At 70.9% G+C, this 16,576-nt stretch carries 15 protein-coding genes; 3 read left to right on the forward strand and 12 right to left on the reverse strand.

All coding sequences use genetic code 11. From position 1 onward, the window contains the following. The first annotated feature begins 706 nt into the window (after window positions 1-706). The gene (locus IE273_RS03905) at window positions 707-2,392 is read left to right on the forward strand and encodes a ribonuclease J (RefSeq protein ID WP_189813728.1); all 1,686 of its coding nucleotides are present in this window, start codon (window positions 707-709) and stop codon (window positions 2,390-2,392) included. A gap of 74 nt (window positions 2,393-2,466) precedes the next feature. Here the strand turns inward: IE273_RS03905 and IE273_RS03910 are convergent, their stop codons facing one another. Then, window positions 2,467-2,727, reverse strand: coding sequence for an ATP-binding protein (locus IE273_RS03910; RefSeq protein WP_189813729.1), 261 nt, complete (start codon window positions 2,725-2,727; stop codon window positions 2,467-2,469). Between the two features lie 5 nt (window positions 2,728-2,732). Further along, the gene (locus IE273_RS03915) at window positions 2,733-3,137 is read right to left on the reverse strand and encodes an ATP-binding protein (protein WP_189813730.1); all 405 of its coding nucleotides are present in this window, start codon (window positions 3,135-3,137) and stop codon (window positions 2,733-2,735) included. A gap of 412 nt (window positions 3,138-3,549) precedes the next feature. Between IE273_RS03915 and IE273_RS03920 the strand changes: the two genes are divergently transcribed. Beyond that, the gene (locus tag IE273_RS03920) at window positions 3,550-4,323 is read left to right on the forward strand and encodes a maleylpyruvate isomerase family mycothiol-dependent enzyme (RefSeq protein WP_189813731.1); all 774 of its coding nucleotides are present in this window, start codon (window positions 3,550-3,552) and stop codon (window positions 4,321-4,323) included. Window positions 4,324-4,645: 322 nt separating this feature from the next. Here the strand turns inward: IE273_RS03920 and IE273_RS03925 are convergent, their stop codons facing one another. The 3 genes from IE273_RS03925 to IE273_RS03935 form a co-directional block, all read right to left on the reverse strand. Then, window positions 4,646-5,821, reverse strand: coding sequence for a PP2C family protein-serine/threonine phosphatase (locus tag IE273_RS03925; RefSeq protein WP_189813732.1), 1,176 nt, complete (start codon window positions 5,819-5,821; stop codon window positions 4,646-4,648). 229 nt (window positions 5,822-6,050) lie between these two features. Next, window positions 6,051-6,371: a MerR family transcriptional regulator gene (locus tag IE273_RS03930; protein WP_189813733.1), complete on the reverse strand. Its 321-nt coding sequence runs from the start codon at window positions 6,369-6,371 to the stop codon at window positions 6,051-6,053. A 562-nt stretch (window positions 6,372-6,933) separates the two neighbouring features. Beyond that, on the reverse strand, window positions 6,934-7,764 hold the full coding sequence (locus IE273_RS03935) for an RNA polymerase sigma factor SigF (protein ID WP_373309296.1): 831 nt from the start codon (window positions 7,762-7,764) through the stop codon (window positions 6,934-6,936). Window positions 7,765-8,120: 356 nt separating this feature from the next. Here IE273_RS03935 and IE273_RS03940 point away from each other — a divergent pair, with 356 nt between their 5' ends. Further along, window positions 8,121-8,678, forward strand: coding sequence for a hypothetical protein (locus tag IE273_RS03940; RefSeq protein WP_189813735.1), 558 nt, complete (start codon window positions 8,121-8,123; stop codon window positions 8,676-8,678). Window positions 8,679-8,804: 126 nt separating this feature from the next. Here the strand turns inward: IE273_RS03940 and IE273_RS03945 are convergent, their stop codons facing one another. The 7 genes from IE273_RS03945 to IE273_RS03975 all read right to left on the reverse strand — a co-directional run bounded on the left by IE273_RS03945 (window position 8,805) and on the right by IE273_RS03975 (window position 16,368). Further along, complete coding sequence (locus IE273_RS03945) at window positions 8,805-9,293, reverse strand: GNAT family N-acetyltransferase (protein WP_189813736.1); 489 nt, start codon at window positions 9,291-9,293, stop codon at window positions 8,805-8,807. A gap of 372 nt (window positions 9,294-9,665) precedes the next feature. Next, window positions 9,666-10,922: a LolA-like protein gene (locus IE273_RS03950; protein ID WP_189813737.1), complete on the reverse strand. Its 1,257-nt coding sequence runs from the start codon at window positions 10,920-10,922 to the stop codon at window positions 9,666-9,668. Then, on the reverse strand, window positions 10,919-11,491 hold the full coding sequence (locus IE273_RS03955; RefSeq protein ID WP_189813738.1) for a hypothetical protein: 573 nt from the start codon (window positions 11,489-11,491) through the stop codon (window positions 10,919-10,921). Before IE273_RS03955 ends, IE273_RS03950 begins: the two co-directional genes overlap by 4 nt. A gap of 104 nt (window positions 11,492-11,595) precedes the next feature. Next, window positions 11,596-14,505, reverse strand: a complete 2,910-nt coding sequence (locus IE273_RS03960; RefSeq protein ID WP_189813739.1) for a M56 family metallopeptidase — start codon at window positions 14,503-14,505, stop codon at window positions 11,596-11,598. Next, on the reverse strand, window positions 14,505-15,062 hold the full coding sequence (locus IE273_RS03965; RefSeq protein ID WP_189813740.1) for a hypothetical protein: 558 nt from the start codon (window positions 15,060-15,062) through the stop codon (window positions 14,505-14,507). Before IE273_RS03965 ends, IE273_RS03960 begins: the two co-directional genes overlap by 1 nt. A gap of 156 nt (window positions 15,063-15,218) precedes the next feature. After that, window positions 15,219-16,178 (reverse strand): cation diffusion facilitator family transporter, encoded by a 960-nt coding sequence (locus IE273_RS03970; protein WP_189813741.1) that lies wholly within the window; start codon window positions 16,176-16,178, stop codon window positions 15,219-15,221. Further along, window positions 16,171-16,368, reverse strand: a complete 198-nt coding sequence (locus IE273_RS03975) for a hypothetical protein (protein ID WP_189813742.1) — start codon at window positions 16,366-16,368, stop codon at window positions 16,171-16,173. The genes IE273_RS03970 and IE273_RS03975 overlap by 8 nt, the downstream gene beginning before the upstream one ends. Window positions 16,369-16,576: the final 208 nt, after the last annotated feature.

Below are 16,576 nucleotides of genomic sequence, written 5' to 3' on the forward strand. Positions count from 1 at the left end.
GGTGCCACAACCCTACGAACGGCTGGGGCAGACCCAGGAAGAAGGTAGAGCCGCATGAGGCGCCGACCGCATAGTCCCCGACAGCGCAGCCGATCTCACGACGAAGCCGCACCGGAGCTCTCCGGTGCGGCTTCGTCGTCTCACGGCTCCACGCAAAGGCCCCACCAGGATGATCCTCGGCGGGCCTCGCCGTATCACCCGCCTATCACACAGCCATCACCAACTGGGTGGCCCCTACCAGGCCAGGAGGCCGTGATCTGCAATTTCATGCCCGCACTGGACTGGCGTAGACGCCCCTGGACGGTCTCTACAACCTGTGCCATGTGGTACCCAGAGAGGGTCCCAGGATCAGGACGGGCGCCTCCTCTGGCCCGTCAAAGCGGTATTGCAGGGTGTTCGACGGTGTCTCACTCACGCCCCAGACCCTCTCACGTCTCACGGACGCCCCTGTAACGGAGGGCGGCGTTGGCCTGCCGGGCGCCGCCCTGGTTGAGGCGACGCGAGGTCCGACGGCCCCAGGAGTACTCGCTGGGACCGACTCCGCGCAGGGTGATGCAGGCTCACGTCGTTCCACGTCCTGGGCCAGCACGCAGCGCCGGCCGGCGGTCGACGAACGCCAGTACGTCGTCGGCGGCGGGTCGTACCGAGCGCTCGGATCCCGCAGGCAATGGATCACCCTGCCCCGCTCTCCGGGTACCGTCAGGGTATGAGTCATCCACACCCCGAACTGAAAGCCGCCCCACCCCTTCCTGAAGGAGGGCTGCGGGTCATCGCCCTGGGCGGCCTGGGTGAGATCGGCCGCAACATGACCGTCTTCGAGCACGCGGGCAAGCTGCTGATCGTCGACTGCGGCGTGCTGTTCCCCGAGGAGACCCAGCCCGGCGTGGACGTGATCCTGCCGGACTTCACCTCGATCCGGGACCGGCTGGACGACATCGTGGCCGTGGTACTCACCCACGGCCACGAGGACCACATCGGCGGCGTGCCGTACCTGCTGCGCGAGCGGTCCGACATTCCCGTCGTCGGCTCCAAGCTGACGCTGGCGTTCCTTGAGGCCAAGCTCAAGGAACACGGCATCCGGCCGCGCACGGTGCGGGTGCGGGAGGGCGACCGGCGTGGTTTCGGGCCCTTCGACTGCGAGTTCGTCGCGGTCAACCACTCCATCCCCGACAGCCTCGCGGTCGCGATCCGCACCCGGGCCGGGCTGGTGCTGCACACCGGCGACTTCAAGATGGACCAGTTCCCCCTCGACGAGCGCATCACCGATCTGCGGGCCTTCGCCCGCCTCGGCGAGGAGGGCGTGGACCTGTTCCTCACCGACTCCACCAACGCCGAAGTACCCGGCTTCACCACCTCCGAGCGTGAGCTGAACCCGGCGATCGAGCAGGTGATGCGCACCGCGCCGCGCCGGGTCATCGTCTCCAGCTTCGCCAGCCACGTGCACCGCATCCAGCAGGTCCTGGACGCCGCCCACCAGCACGGCCGCAAGGTCGCCTTCGTCGGCCGGTCGATGGTCCGCAACATGGGCATCGCCCGTGACCTGGGCTATCTGAAGGTGCCCTCCGGTCTGGTCGTGAGCACGAAGGAGCTGGAGAAGCTCCCGGACCACAAGGTCACTCTGGTGTGCACCGGCTCCCAGGGCGAACCGATGGCCGCGCTGTCACGGATGGCCAACCGCGACCACATGATCCGGATCGGCAAGGGCGACACCGTCCTGCTCGCCAGCTCCCTCATCCCCGGCAACGAGAACGCCATCTACCGGGTGATCAACGGACTCACCCGGTGGGGCGCCCACGTGGTCCACAAGGGCAACGCCAAGGTGCACGTCTCCGGGCACGCCAGCGCCGGCGAACTCGTCTACTGCTACAACATCGTCAAACCCCGCAACGTCATGCCCGTGCACGGCGAATGGCGCCACCTGCGGGCCAACGCCGACCTCGCCATCCGTACCGGTGTCGACCCCGAACGGGTCGTCATCGCCGAGGACGGCGTCGTCGTCGACCTCGTCGACGGGCGCGCGTCCATCACCGGCAAGGTCCCCGCCGGCAACGTCTACGTGGACGGCATGGAAGTCGGCGGCGCCACCGAAGCGTCCCTCAAGGACCGCCTCACCCTCGCCTCCGAAGGCGTGCTCACGGTGGTGGCGATCGTCGACGCGGACACCGGGGCCCTCGCCGAGGCCCCCGACTTCCTGGCCCGCGGCTTCGTGCACGACGACACCACCTTCGAGCCGGTCATCCCCGTCATCGAGAAGACTCTGGCCACCGCGGCGGAGGAAGGCGTCGGGGACGCGCGCCAACTCGAACAGCTCCTCGCCCGCGCCGTGGCGAACTGGGCGTTCCGCGCCCACCGCCGCAAGCCCCTCATCATCCCCGTCATCATCGACGCCTGAGCCACAGCCCGGCGGCACTGTCCCGTTCCGGCCGCGGGGCCGCCGGCATCGAGGTCGGCAACGGGGGTCGGCAGTCAGCCGGGGAGGTAGCAGCGAAGGGTAGTGCCGTCGGGGCCGGTGTGGACACCGGCGAGGTCCGCGAGTCGGTGGACGAGGAGGAGTCCCCCGCCGCCGGGCTGCGCGGGACGGGGCGGGCGGCGACCGGCCAAGGGATCGTTCGGCTGTCCGCCGTCGTGGACCTCGCAGACGATCCGGTCGCTCTCGGCCCGGATCCGCAGCGTGCCGGTGCCCGAGCCGGCGCCGTGGACGACGCCGTCGGTGGTCAGCCCCGCCACCGCGCTCAGGAGTCGAGGCCGAGTTCGGCCCAGACCGTCTTGCCGGGGTGACCCGGGGTGACGCCCCAGCGTCGGGCGAGTCGGTCGAGGAGCTGCATGCCGAAACCGCCGGGCTCGGTGTTCGCGGTGGCGCGTTCGCGGGGCCGGCGGTCGCCGGCATCGCTGACGGCTATGCGCAGCCACCGCCCGTCCCAGGTGAGCTGGATCAGGGGCGGGCCGGAGCCGTGACGGATGGCATTGGTGATCAGTTCCGAGACGAGCAGTTCGGCGGTCTGGATCATCCGGTGCCGGCGCAGCGGGCCGCCGAAACCGTCCACGCACTCGCGGGCCCAGTGCCGGGCGGCCGTGATGCTCGCCGTGACCGCGGGGAAGCGCGTCTCGCAGGATGGGATGGTCGATTCGCCGTTCACGAGGTTCCTCCAGCGCGGGTGGCTCCGGGCCGCCGCCGACCGGTGCGCTGCGCAGCCGGTGGGAGCCGTCTGTCGGGTTACCCACGCCTGCCCGGTGAACCATCCGTGTCTGCCACGGGTGACCGGCAGCTCCCGCGAAGGCCGTCCGCCGGGAGTTCGACAGTGCCGGGGCGTGCTGGGTGAGTGAGAGCGCTGCTCTTCGCTGACATCGGCCAGGGTGCGGATTGCTGGGAGTGACTTCGTAGGGCAAGCAGCGAGTAGGTGGTGGGTCCGGTAGCAGTCGAAGACGCCGTTGGCGAGCAGCGCGCCGAGTTTCAGGACGGCTTCGGCGCCGACGCTCCGCCCGGCCGTCGACGCGTTCGTCCGACAAATCCGCTACCCGGCGGCCGGAGCGCCGTGATACACAGCCGAGGTGCAAAACACTGTGGAGTTCCCCGAGGTCCTGCGGCTGATCGAAGACCGCTCGGCCGCGTTCCGCGCCGCGATCGCGTCCGCCCCCGACCTTGACGTCCAGGTCCCGACCTGCCCGGACTGGACGCTGCGCGAACTGGCGCAGCACCTCGGCGACGGCCGCCGCCGCCAGGCCGCCATCGTCGCGGCGGGCCCGGGCGCCGAGCCCCCGGCGAGGACGGACCCGAAGGGCGCCCCGACCGCGCCCCGCGACCGCGAAGCCCTGGACGCCTGGCTCGCCGAGTCGACCGAGCTCATGCTCGACGCGATGCGCGAGGCCGGCCCGGACCGCGGCTGCTGGACCTGGTGGGGCCGCTCGCAGGCCCCGCAGACCAGCGGAGCCGTGGCCCGGCACCAGATCCAGGAGATCGCCGTCCACACCTACGACGTCCAGCTCACCCAGGGGGCCGCACAGCCGCTGCCGACGGATGTCGCGGTCGAGGGCGTCGACGAGTTCCTGACGACCGTCTCGGCGACGACCGTCCCCTGGCCGTTCAAGCCGGCGACCATCGACCTGCACACGGCCGAGGGCCGCTCCTGGCGCCTGACCCTCGACGCCGACGGCGTCCGCTGTGACGACCTCGCCGCCGACGCGGAGCCGGGCGACATGGCGATGCGAGGCGCGGCGAGCGAACTGGTCCTCTACTTCTACGAGCGCGTCCCGCTCGACGGCCTGGAGACCACCGGCGACACCGAGCCGATGGAGCAGCTCGCGGACTGGGACCCGAACGCGTAGAACGCGCACGTGTGACGCGTCTGTCGGTGCGCGCGCTCCCGCGGGCGGCTCGCGCTCGACCGGGTACAGCGCGGCGGGTGCGGATTGCGGGGCAGGGCCCTCCTCCACCTCCCGGGAAGGCCCGTGATCAGCCTCCCGGCGGCCCTGACGGAAGGCTCCGGTACGGAGAGCCCGGGCGACGGCCGCCGCGGCGGGAGTACCCGTTGCCGCCGCCTGCCAGGGCCCCCGGGGAATCCGCTCCGGGTGTGAGCTCACCGGTACCTGATTACTGGCTACGCGGCCGGGGGGAGCGAACCGTAGTGCTTGATCGGCGGGCTGGGCTCTACCCGTCTTGGCGCTGCGGACCATGCCAGTCCAGGACGAGGACGGTGGCGTCGTCCCTGAGGCTCCCCCGACAGGCGTCCAGCACCGCGGTGGTCAGGCTGCGCACGGTCTCTCTGGGGTGTGAGGCGCGGGTGTCCCACATGAGGGATGCCAGGTCGACGGCTCCGGCGCCGCGTTCCTGCATGCCGTCGGTGAGCAGGACCAGACGGTCGCCGGGGAGGAGCCGGAGTTGCTGGACACGGTAGGGGGCGGGGGCCGCCACGCCGAAGGGGAGGTTGGCCGCGAGCTGGACCTCTTCGACCTCGGTGGCGCCTTTGCGCAGGCGCAGCGGCCGGGGGTGCCCGGCGTTGACCAGTTCGCAGGTCCCCGTCGCGAGGCTGATGCACAGCAGTTGACCGGTGGCCAGGCCACGGCTGTGGGCCAGCAGGGCGTCATGGGCGCGTTCGGCCTGCTGGAGCGCGTCACAACCGCTGCGGCGGGCGCCGCGCAGAGCGCCGACCAGGAGCGTGGCGAGCAGCGCGGAGTGGGTGTCGTGACCCATGGCGTCGGTGATGGACAGGTGCAGTGTGTCGCGATCGAGCGTGTAGTCGTATGTGTCCCCGCCGATGTCGTCGGCCGGCACCAGCCCCGCGGCGAGGGTGAACTGGGGAGCCTCGCAGCAGGAGGCCGAGGGAAGCAGTTGGTGCTGGATCTCGGCGGCCAGGCTGGTCCGGGTGGTGCGCCGACCCGCGTGATACAGGTCGGTGAAGCGGCGGTCGGTGACGATGATGTAGGCCAGTGCGTGCGCCGCGTCCTCGATCCGGGTGAGCACGGTGTCGTCGGCGTTCTGCAGCGTCGCCTCCAGCAGACCGATGCAGTCGCCGCGGTTGGTCACCGGCGAGATCACACGCCGCCCGCCCAGGCCGTCCGGTTCCACGTGCTGGCGCTGGCTGCGCAGGACGGCGTCGTAGACGCTGCCCTCCAGGTCGATCCGCTCGGCAGCGCTCCCGTCGTCATCGGTGTGTGTGACCAGGCGCAGCAGCCGATGGCCCACGAGGTCGACGAACAGGAAGGACACGCGCTCCGCCCCGAAACGCTTGCGCAAGTCGTTCGCGACCACCTCGACGGACTCCCCCGGCGGTGCCGCCTCCGCGGCGGCCAGAAGCTGCCCCAGTTCCAGATCCCCGCCACCCATGGCAACCTCCTGTCCGTTGCCGCTCCTTCTTCCCCGGGTTCGCCCGTCTTCACCCGGTGCATCGATCGCGCCCGCTCGCGGTCCTCTTCTCCGTCGGGATCTGGTGGACGCGTTGGGCCCGCCTGGGCCGCGGAACGGCGGTGGGGTTTCTCGGCCGCCTCGTCCGCCGGCGGGACATCGGTTGCCTCGGGTTCAGGTGGTCGGATCAGGCTGATCTCGTCGGCTGAGGCTAGCCGCCTTCGGCACGCAGTTGCTCGTTGATGCGCTGGGCCTCCGCGAGCTGGTCTTCGAGGATGACGATGCGGCAGGCGGCCTCTATGGCGGTGCCCTGGTCGACGAGTTCGCGGGCGCGGGCGGCGATGCGCAGCTGGTAACGGGAGTAGCGGCGATGTCCGCCCTCGGAGCGCAGCGGGGTGATCAGACGGTGTTCGCCGAGCGCTCGGAGGAAGGCGGGTGTGGTGCCGAGCATCTCGGCGGCCCGGCCCATGGTGTAGGCGGGGAAGTCGTCATCGTCGAGAGGGGCGACGGGACGGGAACCGGCAGGCGGCATAGACCTCTTCTTTCGGGGACGCGTCGGGGGGCCCGGGTGCCAGTACCGGCACCCGGGCCCCGAGCTTTCAACACCATCTACCGGCGCACTGCGCCGGCCTTCTTGTTCCGCAGGGGCCGCCTGGGAGGGCGGGGCTGCGGGGATCGCGAATGCGTGACCGGGGACCACCTTCCAATCCGGGGCCTTGCGGTACCCGGGCGGACTGCTCCTCGCCCGGGCGATCCTGATGGCGTTCTGCTCCTTACCTCTCGATTGCGCGGATACCGCGGGTGCTGCTCACAGCCCCGCTGGGGCCGTGTCCTTCTGGTCTACCTGCACAGCAGTTCATGCCTGCTGTGCCCACTTCGACTTCTGGGTACGTAGCTAACGTTAATCCTGCGACGTCGGAATGTCTACTGCCGCCATGACAGTTTTTCTCTACGGAGGACACCTGAGCTTCTACCGCATGCGCTCCAGGAAGAGCGCCACTCGCATGGCGGTCCACCTCGGGGCCGTGGCGCCTGATGCGACTGATGCCCGCCACGGCCGTGGCGGGCATCAGCGGAGCGTGGACAGCCTGCTGTCAACCGGTAGTGAGCAGGCCCTCGCGCAGGCGGGCGAGGCAGCGGGACAGGAGTCGGGAGACGTGCATCTGGGAGACGCCGAGGCGTTCGCCGATCTGGGCCTGGGTGAGTTCCTCCACGAACCGCATGTGGATGATCCGCCGGTCCCGCTCATCCAGGTCGGCGATCATCGGGGCCAGGGAGTGGAAGTCCTCCACCAACTCCAGCGCGGTGTCCTCGACGCCGATGAAGTCCTGGAGGACGCTCTCCCCGTCCTCGCTGCCGCCGATCGTGGCGTCCAGGGAGGAGGAGTTGTAGCCGTTGGAAGCCAGGCGGGCCTCGCGGACCTCGTCCTCGGACAGGCTCATCAGCTCCGACAGTTCCTTGACCGTCGGCGCGCGACCCAGCCGGCTGCGCAGTTCCTCGGTGGCGCGGGCGAGCTGGACGCGGGCCTCCTGTAGCCGCCGGGGTACGTGCACGGCCCAGGTGGTGTCCCGGAAGAACCGCTTGATCTCCCCGACGACGTAGGGGACGGCGAAGGAGGTGAACTCCACCTCGCGCGACAACTCGAACCGGTCGATCGCCTTGATCAGGCCGATCATCCCGACCTGGACGATGTCCTCCATCTCCTCCGGTCCACGGCTGCGGAAGCGGCCGGCCGCGTAGCGGACCAGGGACATGTTCATCTCGATCAGCGTGTTACGGGCGTAGCTGTATGCGGGTGTGCCCTCCTCCAGCACTGCCAGCTGCTCGAAGAACAAGCGGGAGAGTTCCCGGGCGTCCTTGGGCGCCACCCGGGAGGGGTCGGCGACTTCGGGCAGCTCGGTGATCTGCGTGTCCAACCTGCTCATGAGCGCCATTGGGTTCCCTCCCGGTTCGAACTCGTTCCACGGCCCGCCGTGAAACGGCCGACGACGCCCCGGCTACCCCCTCACCTTCCACCCATGCCTGGCACCCACGGAGCCGAGGAGGAACGGAACGACCGAGCGGAATGATCCCGATCGTCCATAAAATATGAATATGTCGGACGAACCCGACGATAAGCAAGATGATGCCGAGGGCGATCATGACGGTGCCGAGTAGGCGTCGCGGGACCGGGTGCGGGGCGAAGAGAGTCAGACCCCGCCGGTGCCACACGGCATAGGCGGTGTGACATCGGGAAACTCGGGTCTGGCACCCCTTGACAGACCGACGGAGGGAGCTCGACATGAACCAGATCGAGGAGAGTTCATCCGGTCTTCCTCAGCCGTTGCGGGCCATCGGCTCCGGACTGCGCCGCTTGCCCGGAACAGAGCAGGTGAGCAAGGTCACCGACAGTGCACTGGATTGGATCGGAGTCATCTCCCCACGCGGCCGCCGGGTGGCGGTCTACGCCGGAGCCGGGGTGCTCGGCTTCGCCGGAGTGGTGGAATGGCCCGTGGCCCTCACCGGGGCGGCCGTCGCCTGGCTGACCCAGCCACACCCCCGGCAGAGCGAGCACCCGCCGAGTGACCTGGCAAAGGACGGCATGCGGTCCGCCGCGGCCGACACCGGCACCACGCCCAGGGAAACCACCGACCCGGAGTCCTACGGTGCCGGCGACAGGCTGGAACCCTCCCATTTCCACCAGGACCGCCCCGCAGACCACCCGCACGAGCAACCGGCCAAGGTCGGCGACCCCACCACGGCATCCGCGCTCAAACAGGTCGCGAGGGCCTCCTCGCATCATGCCGCACCACACTCGGCCCAGGACGCTCCCAAGAGCCCGCCTGACACGGGAGTGTGAGCAAAGGTGTGTGCTCCTTCACCAGTTCCGGAGGTCTCACAGCACACCGACACAAACCATCCGTCACCGCGCTGGAAAGCATGGCCGAGGAGAGACCGCCGGTGCCGTGCGAACCGGCACGGCGTGTCATTCCGAAGGGATGCGGAACTCGAATTCGGGACGGTCCCACGGTACGGCGGGCGGGTTCGCGAGCGCGGTCCCGGTCCGCACCGCACCGGCGCGGTGGTAGAAACCCTCGGCGGGAAGATGCGCCACGACCTTGACACGGTCGAGCCCGGCGGCACGGGCCTCAGACCGCATGTGCGCGACGAGCAGCCGTCCGATACCCCGTCCTTGCGCTTCGTCGGCGACGAACAGCAGGTCGAGCTCCGGTGGAGCGAGGACGAGCGAGTAGAACCCGAGGACCCGGCCTCCCTGCTCGTCGTCGCCGACGGCCACGAAGGCGCGGTGGGCCTCGATGTAATCAGGACCGACCCGGTAGCCCGCGACCGCGGCTGCGTACTTGCCCTGGTAGGCGCCTGAGCCACGCACGAGCCGCGTGAGCCGTTTGGCATCCCGCGCGACGGCCCTCCGTATCGTGATCGGCCGGCTGATCGGGGAAGTACGTGAACCCATCGGGAGAGTATGTCGCACCGAGGTGTGCCGTCGTACGGCGGATCGGCTGCTCGGGCCGGATTTCCGCACCGCTCCCGGGAACCGCCTGCCCAGGCTCCGATCGACCCAGTCACCGCCGCACCGGCTGCCCGCCCGCCGACGGCAACCGCTGCGGAGGAGCCCGGGAACGGGGCGGCCAACCACTGCTTGCCCTGAACCTGCCGCGCATGCCGTCGCTGTGTCCTTGCTCCGGGTATTCCCAAGAGGACAACCGAGTGCGACGGCGCGCGCGGCGTTGTGACCCACCTGTTCGGTAGCCCACCGACAGGTCCGGCGCCTGGATCATGCTCACGTTGCGCCGTCCCCGTCGGTCAGGGCCCCTCGTGTCCACGGTCAGGCGGGCGGCGGCAGGTCGGGGAGGGCCGCGACCTTCTTGCTGTGGTCTGCCGCCAGGCGTACCAGGCGTTTGTACTCCGCTTCGGTCAGTGCGACGTCGGACGTGTGGATCTGGCTGTGGTACTGACCACTGCTCGGCCCGCCGACCGGGACCGAGGGGCCGGTGGCGGTGCACGACAGGTCGGTCGACTTGCCCGGCTTGATCAGGACGGCGCCCGAGCAGTCCTTGCCGACCCGCACGGGTGCCCCGTCCCGGTCTATGGTCCACGCGTAGTTCACCTGGACGGCTTCGGAGGCCTCGGCGTCCGCGGTGGAACCGAGGAAGGTGACGGTCACCCGGGCCTTGAAGATGCACAGGGTCGGAGCGCATTTGCCCTCGTAGTCGCGCAGGGTCTGGAGGGTCACGCTGATGCGCGGATTGACCGCTTCGCGCGCCATGGTGAACTTCGACGGGAAGTCGGCGGAGAACTGGTTCACCTCCTTCCGTGACATCGCCTGGATATTGATCACGGCCGATCCGCCGGGGAAATCGATGCGGTCGACGAACCGGGCGCCGCCCACCATTTTCTTGCCCAGGCATATGGTCATGCCGTCGGCATGGAATGGGGTACAGGAGTGATCGCCGACGGTGACGGGGTCGCCGACGGTGATCTTCTCGTCGGGGACCTTTTTGAGCAGCAGGGTTTTCGCCAGTTCCGGAGGCGCCAGGGTCGTGGCGAGATCTTGGGAGAAGAACACCCCCGGTACCACCAGTGAGGGGTGTTCCGCGAGCACCGCGGACTTTTCCGCCATGCCGAGCGACTGCCACGCTTTGGTGTCTCCCCGCAGGAACGACTTGCCGTCGATGGCCACGTACGCGAGTGGGGGACTGCCGGGCATCGTCAACGTGCCCAGCGCGTCACCGGGATTGCTGACGACCAGGTCCAGCCGGGCGTTGCCGTGCTCCTTGACCTTTATGGTGCCGGTGTAGTGCAGAGCCGGGGCGTCGCGCAGCAGTGCCGCGGAGCGGGCCAACGCGGAGCGCGGGGAGGAAGAAGAGCCGTCCGGCCCGGTGTCGGTGGCTTTGATGATCCACAGGAGCACCGCGACGAGGACGGCGAGGACGCCCAGTGCGATGAGCACGGCACGCCGCCGTGAGCGGCGGCGCGGGGGTAAGCCGTCGCCGGCGTTCTCGTCGCGCCCGCCGTCGTCCTCGCCTGTGGCGGGAAGGGGCGGCTCCTCCGGCGGGACGGGTCGCGCGAGGTCGTCAGTCATCTTCCCTCACCCGCTTTCCCGCTGCGCGGGGTGAGACAGGTGACGGGAACGATCGTGGGATAGGTGTAGGACCTCTCCGCCACGACCTTGCCGTCGATGGTGATGCGGCAGGTGGTGGTGCCGGTTCCCGCGATGTCCTTGCGGTCGGGGATGGCCCCGGTCTCGCAGGAGTCGCCACCGGTCGCCCGGCCCAGGCAGCCGGTCCCGTTGGCCGACAAGTGAACCCACGGGTCCTTGCCCTCCACGGTGAGCGTGACCTTCCACGGCGATTCCGCCGACAGGTCCCCCTCGCCCTTCTTCCCGATGGTGGTGATGCCCTGTGGTCCGGTGGTCGTACCGAAGTAGTTGATGGCTATCGGCCGGCCGTAATCGGAGGTGGCCTCCAGTACGACGGTGTGGTGTTCGACCGATTCCTCGTTCTTGGCGCTACCGCTCTTGTCGCCGTTCTTGTCGCTGCCGCATGCCGTCAGCGCGAGCGCTCCACTCAGGACGATGAGCGCGATCCGTCCGGGCAGGCCCGGTAATTGCCGCCTACGCCTTCGGGCGGCATCCCCCTCGACAATCGCCATGGGGCGACTGTAGCGGCGATCGCCGGGAGCGACCGCAATTCTGCGTAATTGCCACGCACCTGCCACCGCGGTCGGTAACCCCTCACGGGCCGCACACGGGTCGTTCACGGAGTTTCGGTTCCGGGCCGGATCGCGCCCGTCTCGGCGAGCCAATAGAGCATCGCGTCCGCCGAGTCGACCGCGTCCTGGTGGGCGGTGCCGGCAGCCTGGGCGGTCGCGGAACCCGGTCGTGCGGCGAGATCCCGGCATGCGGTGGCCAACGTCTGGTAGCGGGTCAGCAGGCGTGACCACAGCTCTTGCCCCGTCGCATCGGGCACGGTGAAGTACGCGCCGGCCCGCTTCGCCGCCCGGGCCAGCCCCTCGCACGCCGTGCGCAGCTTGCCCATCGCCTCGACGAACTCCGCGTCCGAGACGGAGTTCGCCCCTGCCACGAACGCGGTGGTGTAGGCACGCTCCGCCGCGGAGAGCGCGTTGATGCGGTCCAGGCCCCCGACCGCTGCCCACGCCTGGCCCTGGACCCGCGCCATCGACGCCGAGGGAGCCTGGGTCGACTGATCCAGCATCAGCTCCGACGGCCGGGAAGCGCGGGCGGTCGAGCCGGACGCCTGGACGGTGAGGGCCGTCGCGCCGAACCCGGCGACGACGACCGCGACGGCCGCCAGGCGGGCGCCGCGCTGCCACACCTGGCGAAGCGGCCGTTCCGCGGTGGGCCGCGCTGTCGGGTGCTGCCCGCTTCGGCCGGCCCGCCGCCACAGGACCCGGGCACCGCGGCCCGCGAAGGTGGCCAGGCCGGCCACCGGCGTGCCCAGGGCCAGCGCGTAGGCCAGTTCCGTCCTCACCAGGGGCCACGCCACCACGTTCGGCCACCATCTGCACGTGCCGGTCATGGTGTTGAGCGGACCGAGGCAGCCGTCCGTCCGCATCAGGAGATAGGCGGCCCCCGCGCCCAGCAGAGCGGTGACACCCGCCGCGACCAGCCCGGCCAGCAGCCATGCCGAGTCCGTCGCCGCGGCGACGGCGGCGGCGGTCAGGGCCATCGCACCGCAGATCACGAGAACGGGCCACATCAGGTGCACCAGTTGGAACGGCCCCGTCATGCGCACGGCCGACGGGTCCGGCGTGTGCATGTGGGCCAGCGCCATGGCCAGCCCGGCCCAGCAGACGAGCCCGCCCGCCAGCCCGGCGACCAGGTGCCGCCCCAGCCCCGAAGGGGGTGGGGGGAGCGGCGCGACCGTCTCCGGCCAGGCTTTGGCCAGCCATGTCGGGCGGCGCAGCGGCGGGCGGGTCGCCAGTACGAGCAGCGGGAGTGCCCAGAGCGGCACACCAGCCCACCACAGGCTCTCGGCGGAGGCGTCGGTGCCGGGCAGGACGCCCACCACCGCGACGGTCTCCAGCAGCGGGCCGATGTGCGCGGGCGGCAGTCCGGGCAGGCCGTACGAGCCCAGGAGTCCGGCCGTCGTGTACGGCCAGCCGTCGGTCAGGACCTCGCCCTGGGCGTACCACCAGTACAGCAGTGAGGCGAGCGCGAGCGAGGGCACCGCCAGGCTCACGAGCATGGCCGGGCCCAACGACCTCCCCCGCCAGGCCCTGATGCACCACTCGGCGTTCTGCGCGGTCCACGTCATCACCAGGACCAGCGCGGCGACGAGGATCAGCAGTGCCTCGGGATGCGCCGGCAGCCAGCGGTTCCCGGCGGCTCTCGGGCCGGTCAACTCGCCCACCACGGTGCCGGAGCCGAGCCACAGACCGACGAGCCGGCCCGACGGGGTCGGCCGCCCCGTGAGGAGGGCGTACAGCACGGCACGCCACAGCGCGACGCCGCCGATGCCCACGACCAGTCCCGCGACGAGCACCGCTTTGGCCGGAAGGGCACCGTACGGCAGGCTCCCGAGGTGCCACACGAGGATGTCGGCCGAGAGGCCGGTGAGGAACAGGGGCAGCGCCTCCAGCGCGAACAGCGCCTTCGGGTCGGTCAGCGATGTCCGGCGCAGCGCCCAGGACGGGTGCGTGTGCCAGAGTTCGGCGAACCTGGCGAACAGCCTCGGCCACACGCCGGAGCGCCGCGCGGCGGGGACCTCCCAGGGTTCCCGGCTCGCGCCCCAGCGCGCCGCCATGAGGTCGGCGTAGATCTCACGGTTGCGCAGGATCCCGGCGCGCGTGAGGTGGACCGCCACCACGATCAGGCCGCCGAGGACCAGGCTGTGCGTGTTGAACGGGGCGAACAGGCTCCGGCCGTCCGGGGTGCCGGCGAAGAGGAGGACGTCCAGGCCCGTCGCCGCCCAGGGAAGCAGGATCAGTACGAGGAACACCCGCCACAGGGCGATGGTGGCGTAGGTGACACCGATGTCCCCGTTGCGCAGGTGCGCGAGTTCGTGCAGCACCACGGCGCGGAACCGGTCGCGATGGGGGTCGCTCGTGACGACCAGACCGACGTCCAGGCAGACCGTGGGCCTGCGCCGGCGGCCGAACGCGACGGCGCCGGCCGTCTGTGCCGCCGGGTCGACGACGAAGCGGGGTGGGCGGGTGAGTCCGGCGACGGCCGTCAGTTCGTCGAGCAGTGGCCGCAGCGCGCCGTGCACGTCCATCGCGTCCAGGGGCACGACCTTGGAGCGGCGCGTCCGCCACACGGGCAGCAGCCAGTACACCGCGACGGCCGCGGCGAGCGCCACCGCGCCCACGCCGAGCGACACCCCGGTGAAGTCCTGGCTGTACCGCGCCGTGCATTCCTCCAGCGCGGACGCGTTGCGGGTGTACTGGACGTAGCTCGCGCTGAAGGACACGCCGGGGTCGATGCCTGCCGCCAGCCGGCAAGCCGCCTCCTTGTCGGCCATCGCGGACGATGCGAGGACGTGCCGGACGGTCCTGGGGACCATGCTCGCGCCGGCCGCCGACAACAGCAGCACGAGCAGGGCGAAACGCAGTGTCGTGCCGGCCGCGAGAACCCGCTCGTCGAGCGGCGCCGAGGCGGTCCGCTCCCCCGCCTTCGGAGCGGCATCGGGGGGTAAGCCGGCCATCAGGCTTCGACGTCGGCCGGGCCGGCCGGATCGGTACGGCCGTCCGGTCCGGCCGGTTCCGGCCCGGCATCCTCCGGTTCGGCCAGCACCAGCCGGGTCACCACCGCGTCGGCGATCATCGACGCGCGTTCCTCCTCCAGACCACGCTGCGCGGCCGTCGTCAGCACCGACTCCCGTACCAGGGCCAGCTGTTCACGGCTCAGCGGCGGAACCGTCACGGCTTCGTCCGGCCGGCGGAAGAGCTTGCGCAGCGCGGATCTCGCCCTGCCGACCCCGCTGTCCACCGCGGTACCCACGAGTTGCTGCGCAGCCTGGTGCAGCGCCAGCCACACCACCGGAGTCACCAGCGCGGCGACCTCGCCGAGGCCGAAGCCCAGCGTGTCTCCGCGCCGGCTCCGGCCGCCCAGCCGCCGTACGACCGTGGCGTCGTCGAACCCGGCCACCCCCGCCACCAGCGGCAGTTCCTCCGGGGCCACCTCGGCCACCACGTCGCGGACCACGTCGCGTACCCGCGGGCCGTCCGTCCGGCCGCCGGGCCGAGCCGCTTCGACACCCATGACACCCCCGCGATCCGTTCCGGTGAACCCAGGCCGACCACCGCACCGGCCCTCACCCTGGCCGAACGGACCCCCACGGGGCAAGCCCGACGCCGTCGCCGCGCCGGCGGGAGAGGGAACACAAGCCACGGGCCGGTGCGCCTCACGGCTGGAGGCTCATCCTCTCCCCACGGCTTGCCCGAGACCGGGCGTCGGATCCAGGTACAGCCGTCTGATCACCGGGAACGACTCCCGCAGTCGCGCTTCCGCACGTTCACAGGCCCCTACGATGTCGGCCGCCGTGGCCGTGCCCCGGAAGTCGACCTTGGCGGCGACCAGGGCCTCGCGCGGGCCCTGCACGAGGGTCGTCAACTCCAGTACGGCTTCGATGTGTTCCACGTGAAGCAGCTCGACGCGTATCCGCTCCCGCACGTCACGCGGGAGCGCGCGGCCGATGAGGAACTCGGCGTTGGAGCGGCCGAGCACGCAGGCGACGTACAGCAGCAGCGCGCCGATGCACAGGGAGGCGATGCCGTCCCAGACGCCGGAGCCGGTCAACTGTCCGCCGAGCAGTCCGACGGCGGCGAGCAGCAGGCCCAGCAGGGCGGTGGAGTCCTCCAGGACGACGGCCTTGACGGCGGTGTCGGGGGTGCGGCGCAGGAAGCGCCCGAAGGGCACTTTGACGCGGGCCGCCTCACCGCGGGCCTGCTTGAGGCCGGTGCGCAGCGAGTAACCCTCCAGGAGGAAGGCGACGACGAGGACGACGTAGGAGACCAGGGGGTCGCCGGGGTCCTCGCCGTCGATCAGGGTGTGGATGCCGTCGTAGAGGGAGAAGACGGCGCCGCCGACGAAGGTGGCGACGGCGGCGAGCAGGGCCCAGATCCAGCGCTCGGGGCCGTGGCCGAGGGGGTGCTCGTCGTCGGCGGGGCGGGCGCTGCGCTTGAGGGAGGTCAGCAGCAGCACCTCGGTGACGGTGTCGGCGACCGAGTGCGCGGCCTCCGACAGCATCGCGCTGGAGCCGCTGATCAGGCCGGCGACCACCTTGGCCAGGGCGATGCAGAGATTGGCGAGGGTGGCGACCACGACCGTGAAGAGGCTCTCGCCGTTCCCTGCCGCTGTGTGTACTGGTTCAGACATGACCTCGGGGTGTCCTGTACGCGGTGGCCGGAAGCGCGAGCAGGGAGCCCGCGGCGGAGGGGGCGGCGCCCTGTCGCGGCGGTGCGGGGCGGGACCCACCACTGAGCGCGCTCACCGGCGGACCGGCGATGCGCGGGACGACCGTGTCGACGTCCGCCTCCAGGGGTGGTGCGCGGCGAGCCGCGGGCATCTGAGCTCCCTCCGCGCCGGCTTGCGGTCGGCGGGACGCACTGCCACGGGTTCAGGTGCGTCTCCGCGGCGAACGCTAGGCGCACGACCGCCGGGGACTTGCCGATCCGTGCACGGCCAGGGCACCGAGAGCGCACGGCTGCCGGGTGCCGTCCGGCCGTACGTGCGGATCCACGGCCGGTGCGGGGCGCCCCTGGTGCCGGCCTTCG

It is taken from the genome of Streptomyces olivaceoviridis, from assembly GCF_014650115.1.
In the GTDB taxonomy this organism is placed as follows: domain Bacteria; phylum Actinomycetota; class Actinomycetes; order Streptomycetales; family Streptomycetaceae; genus Streptomyces; species Streptomyces olivaceoviridis.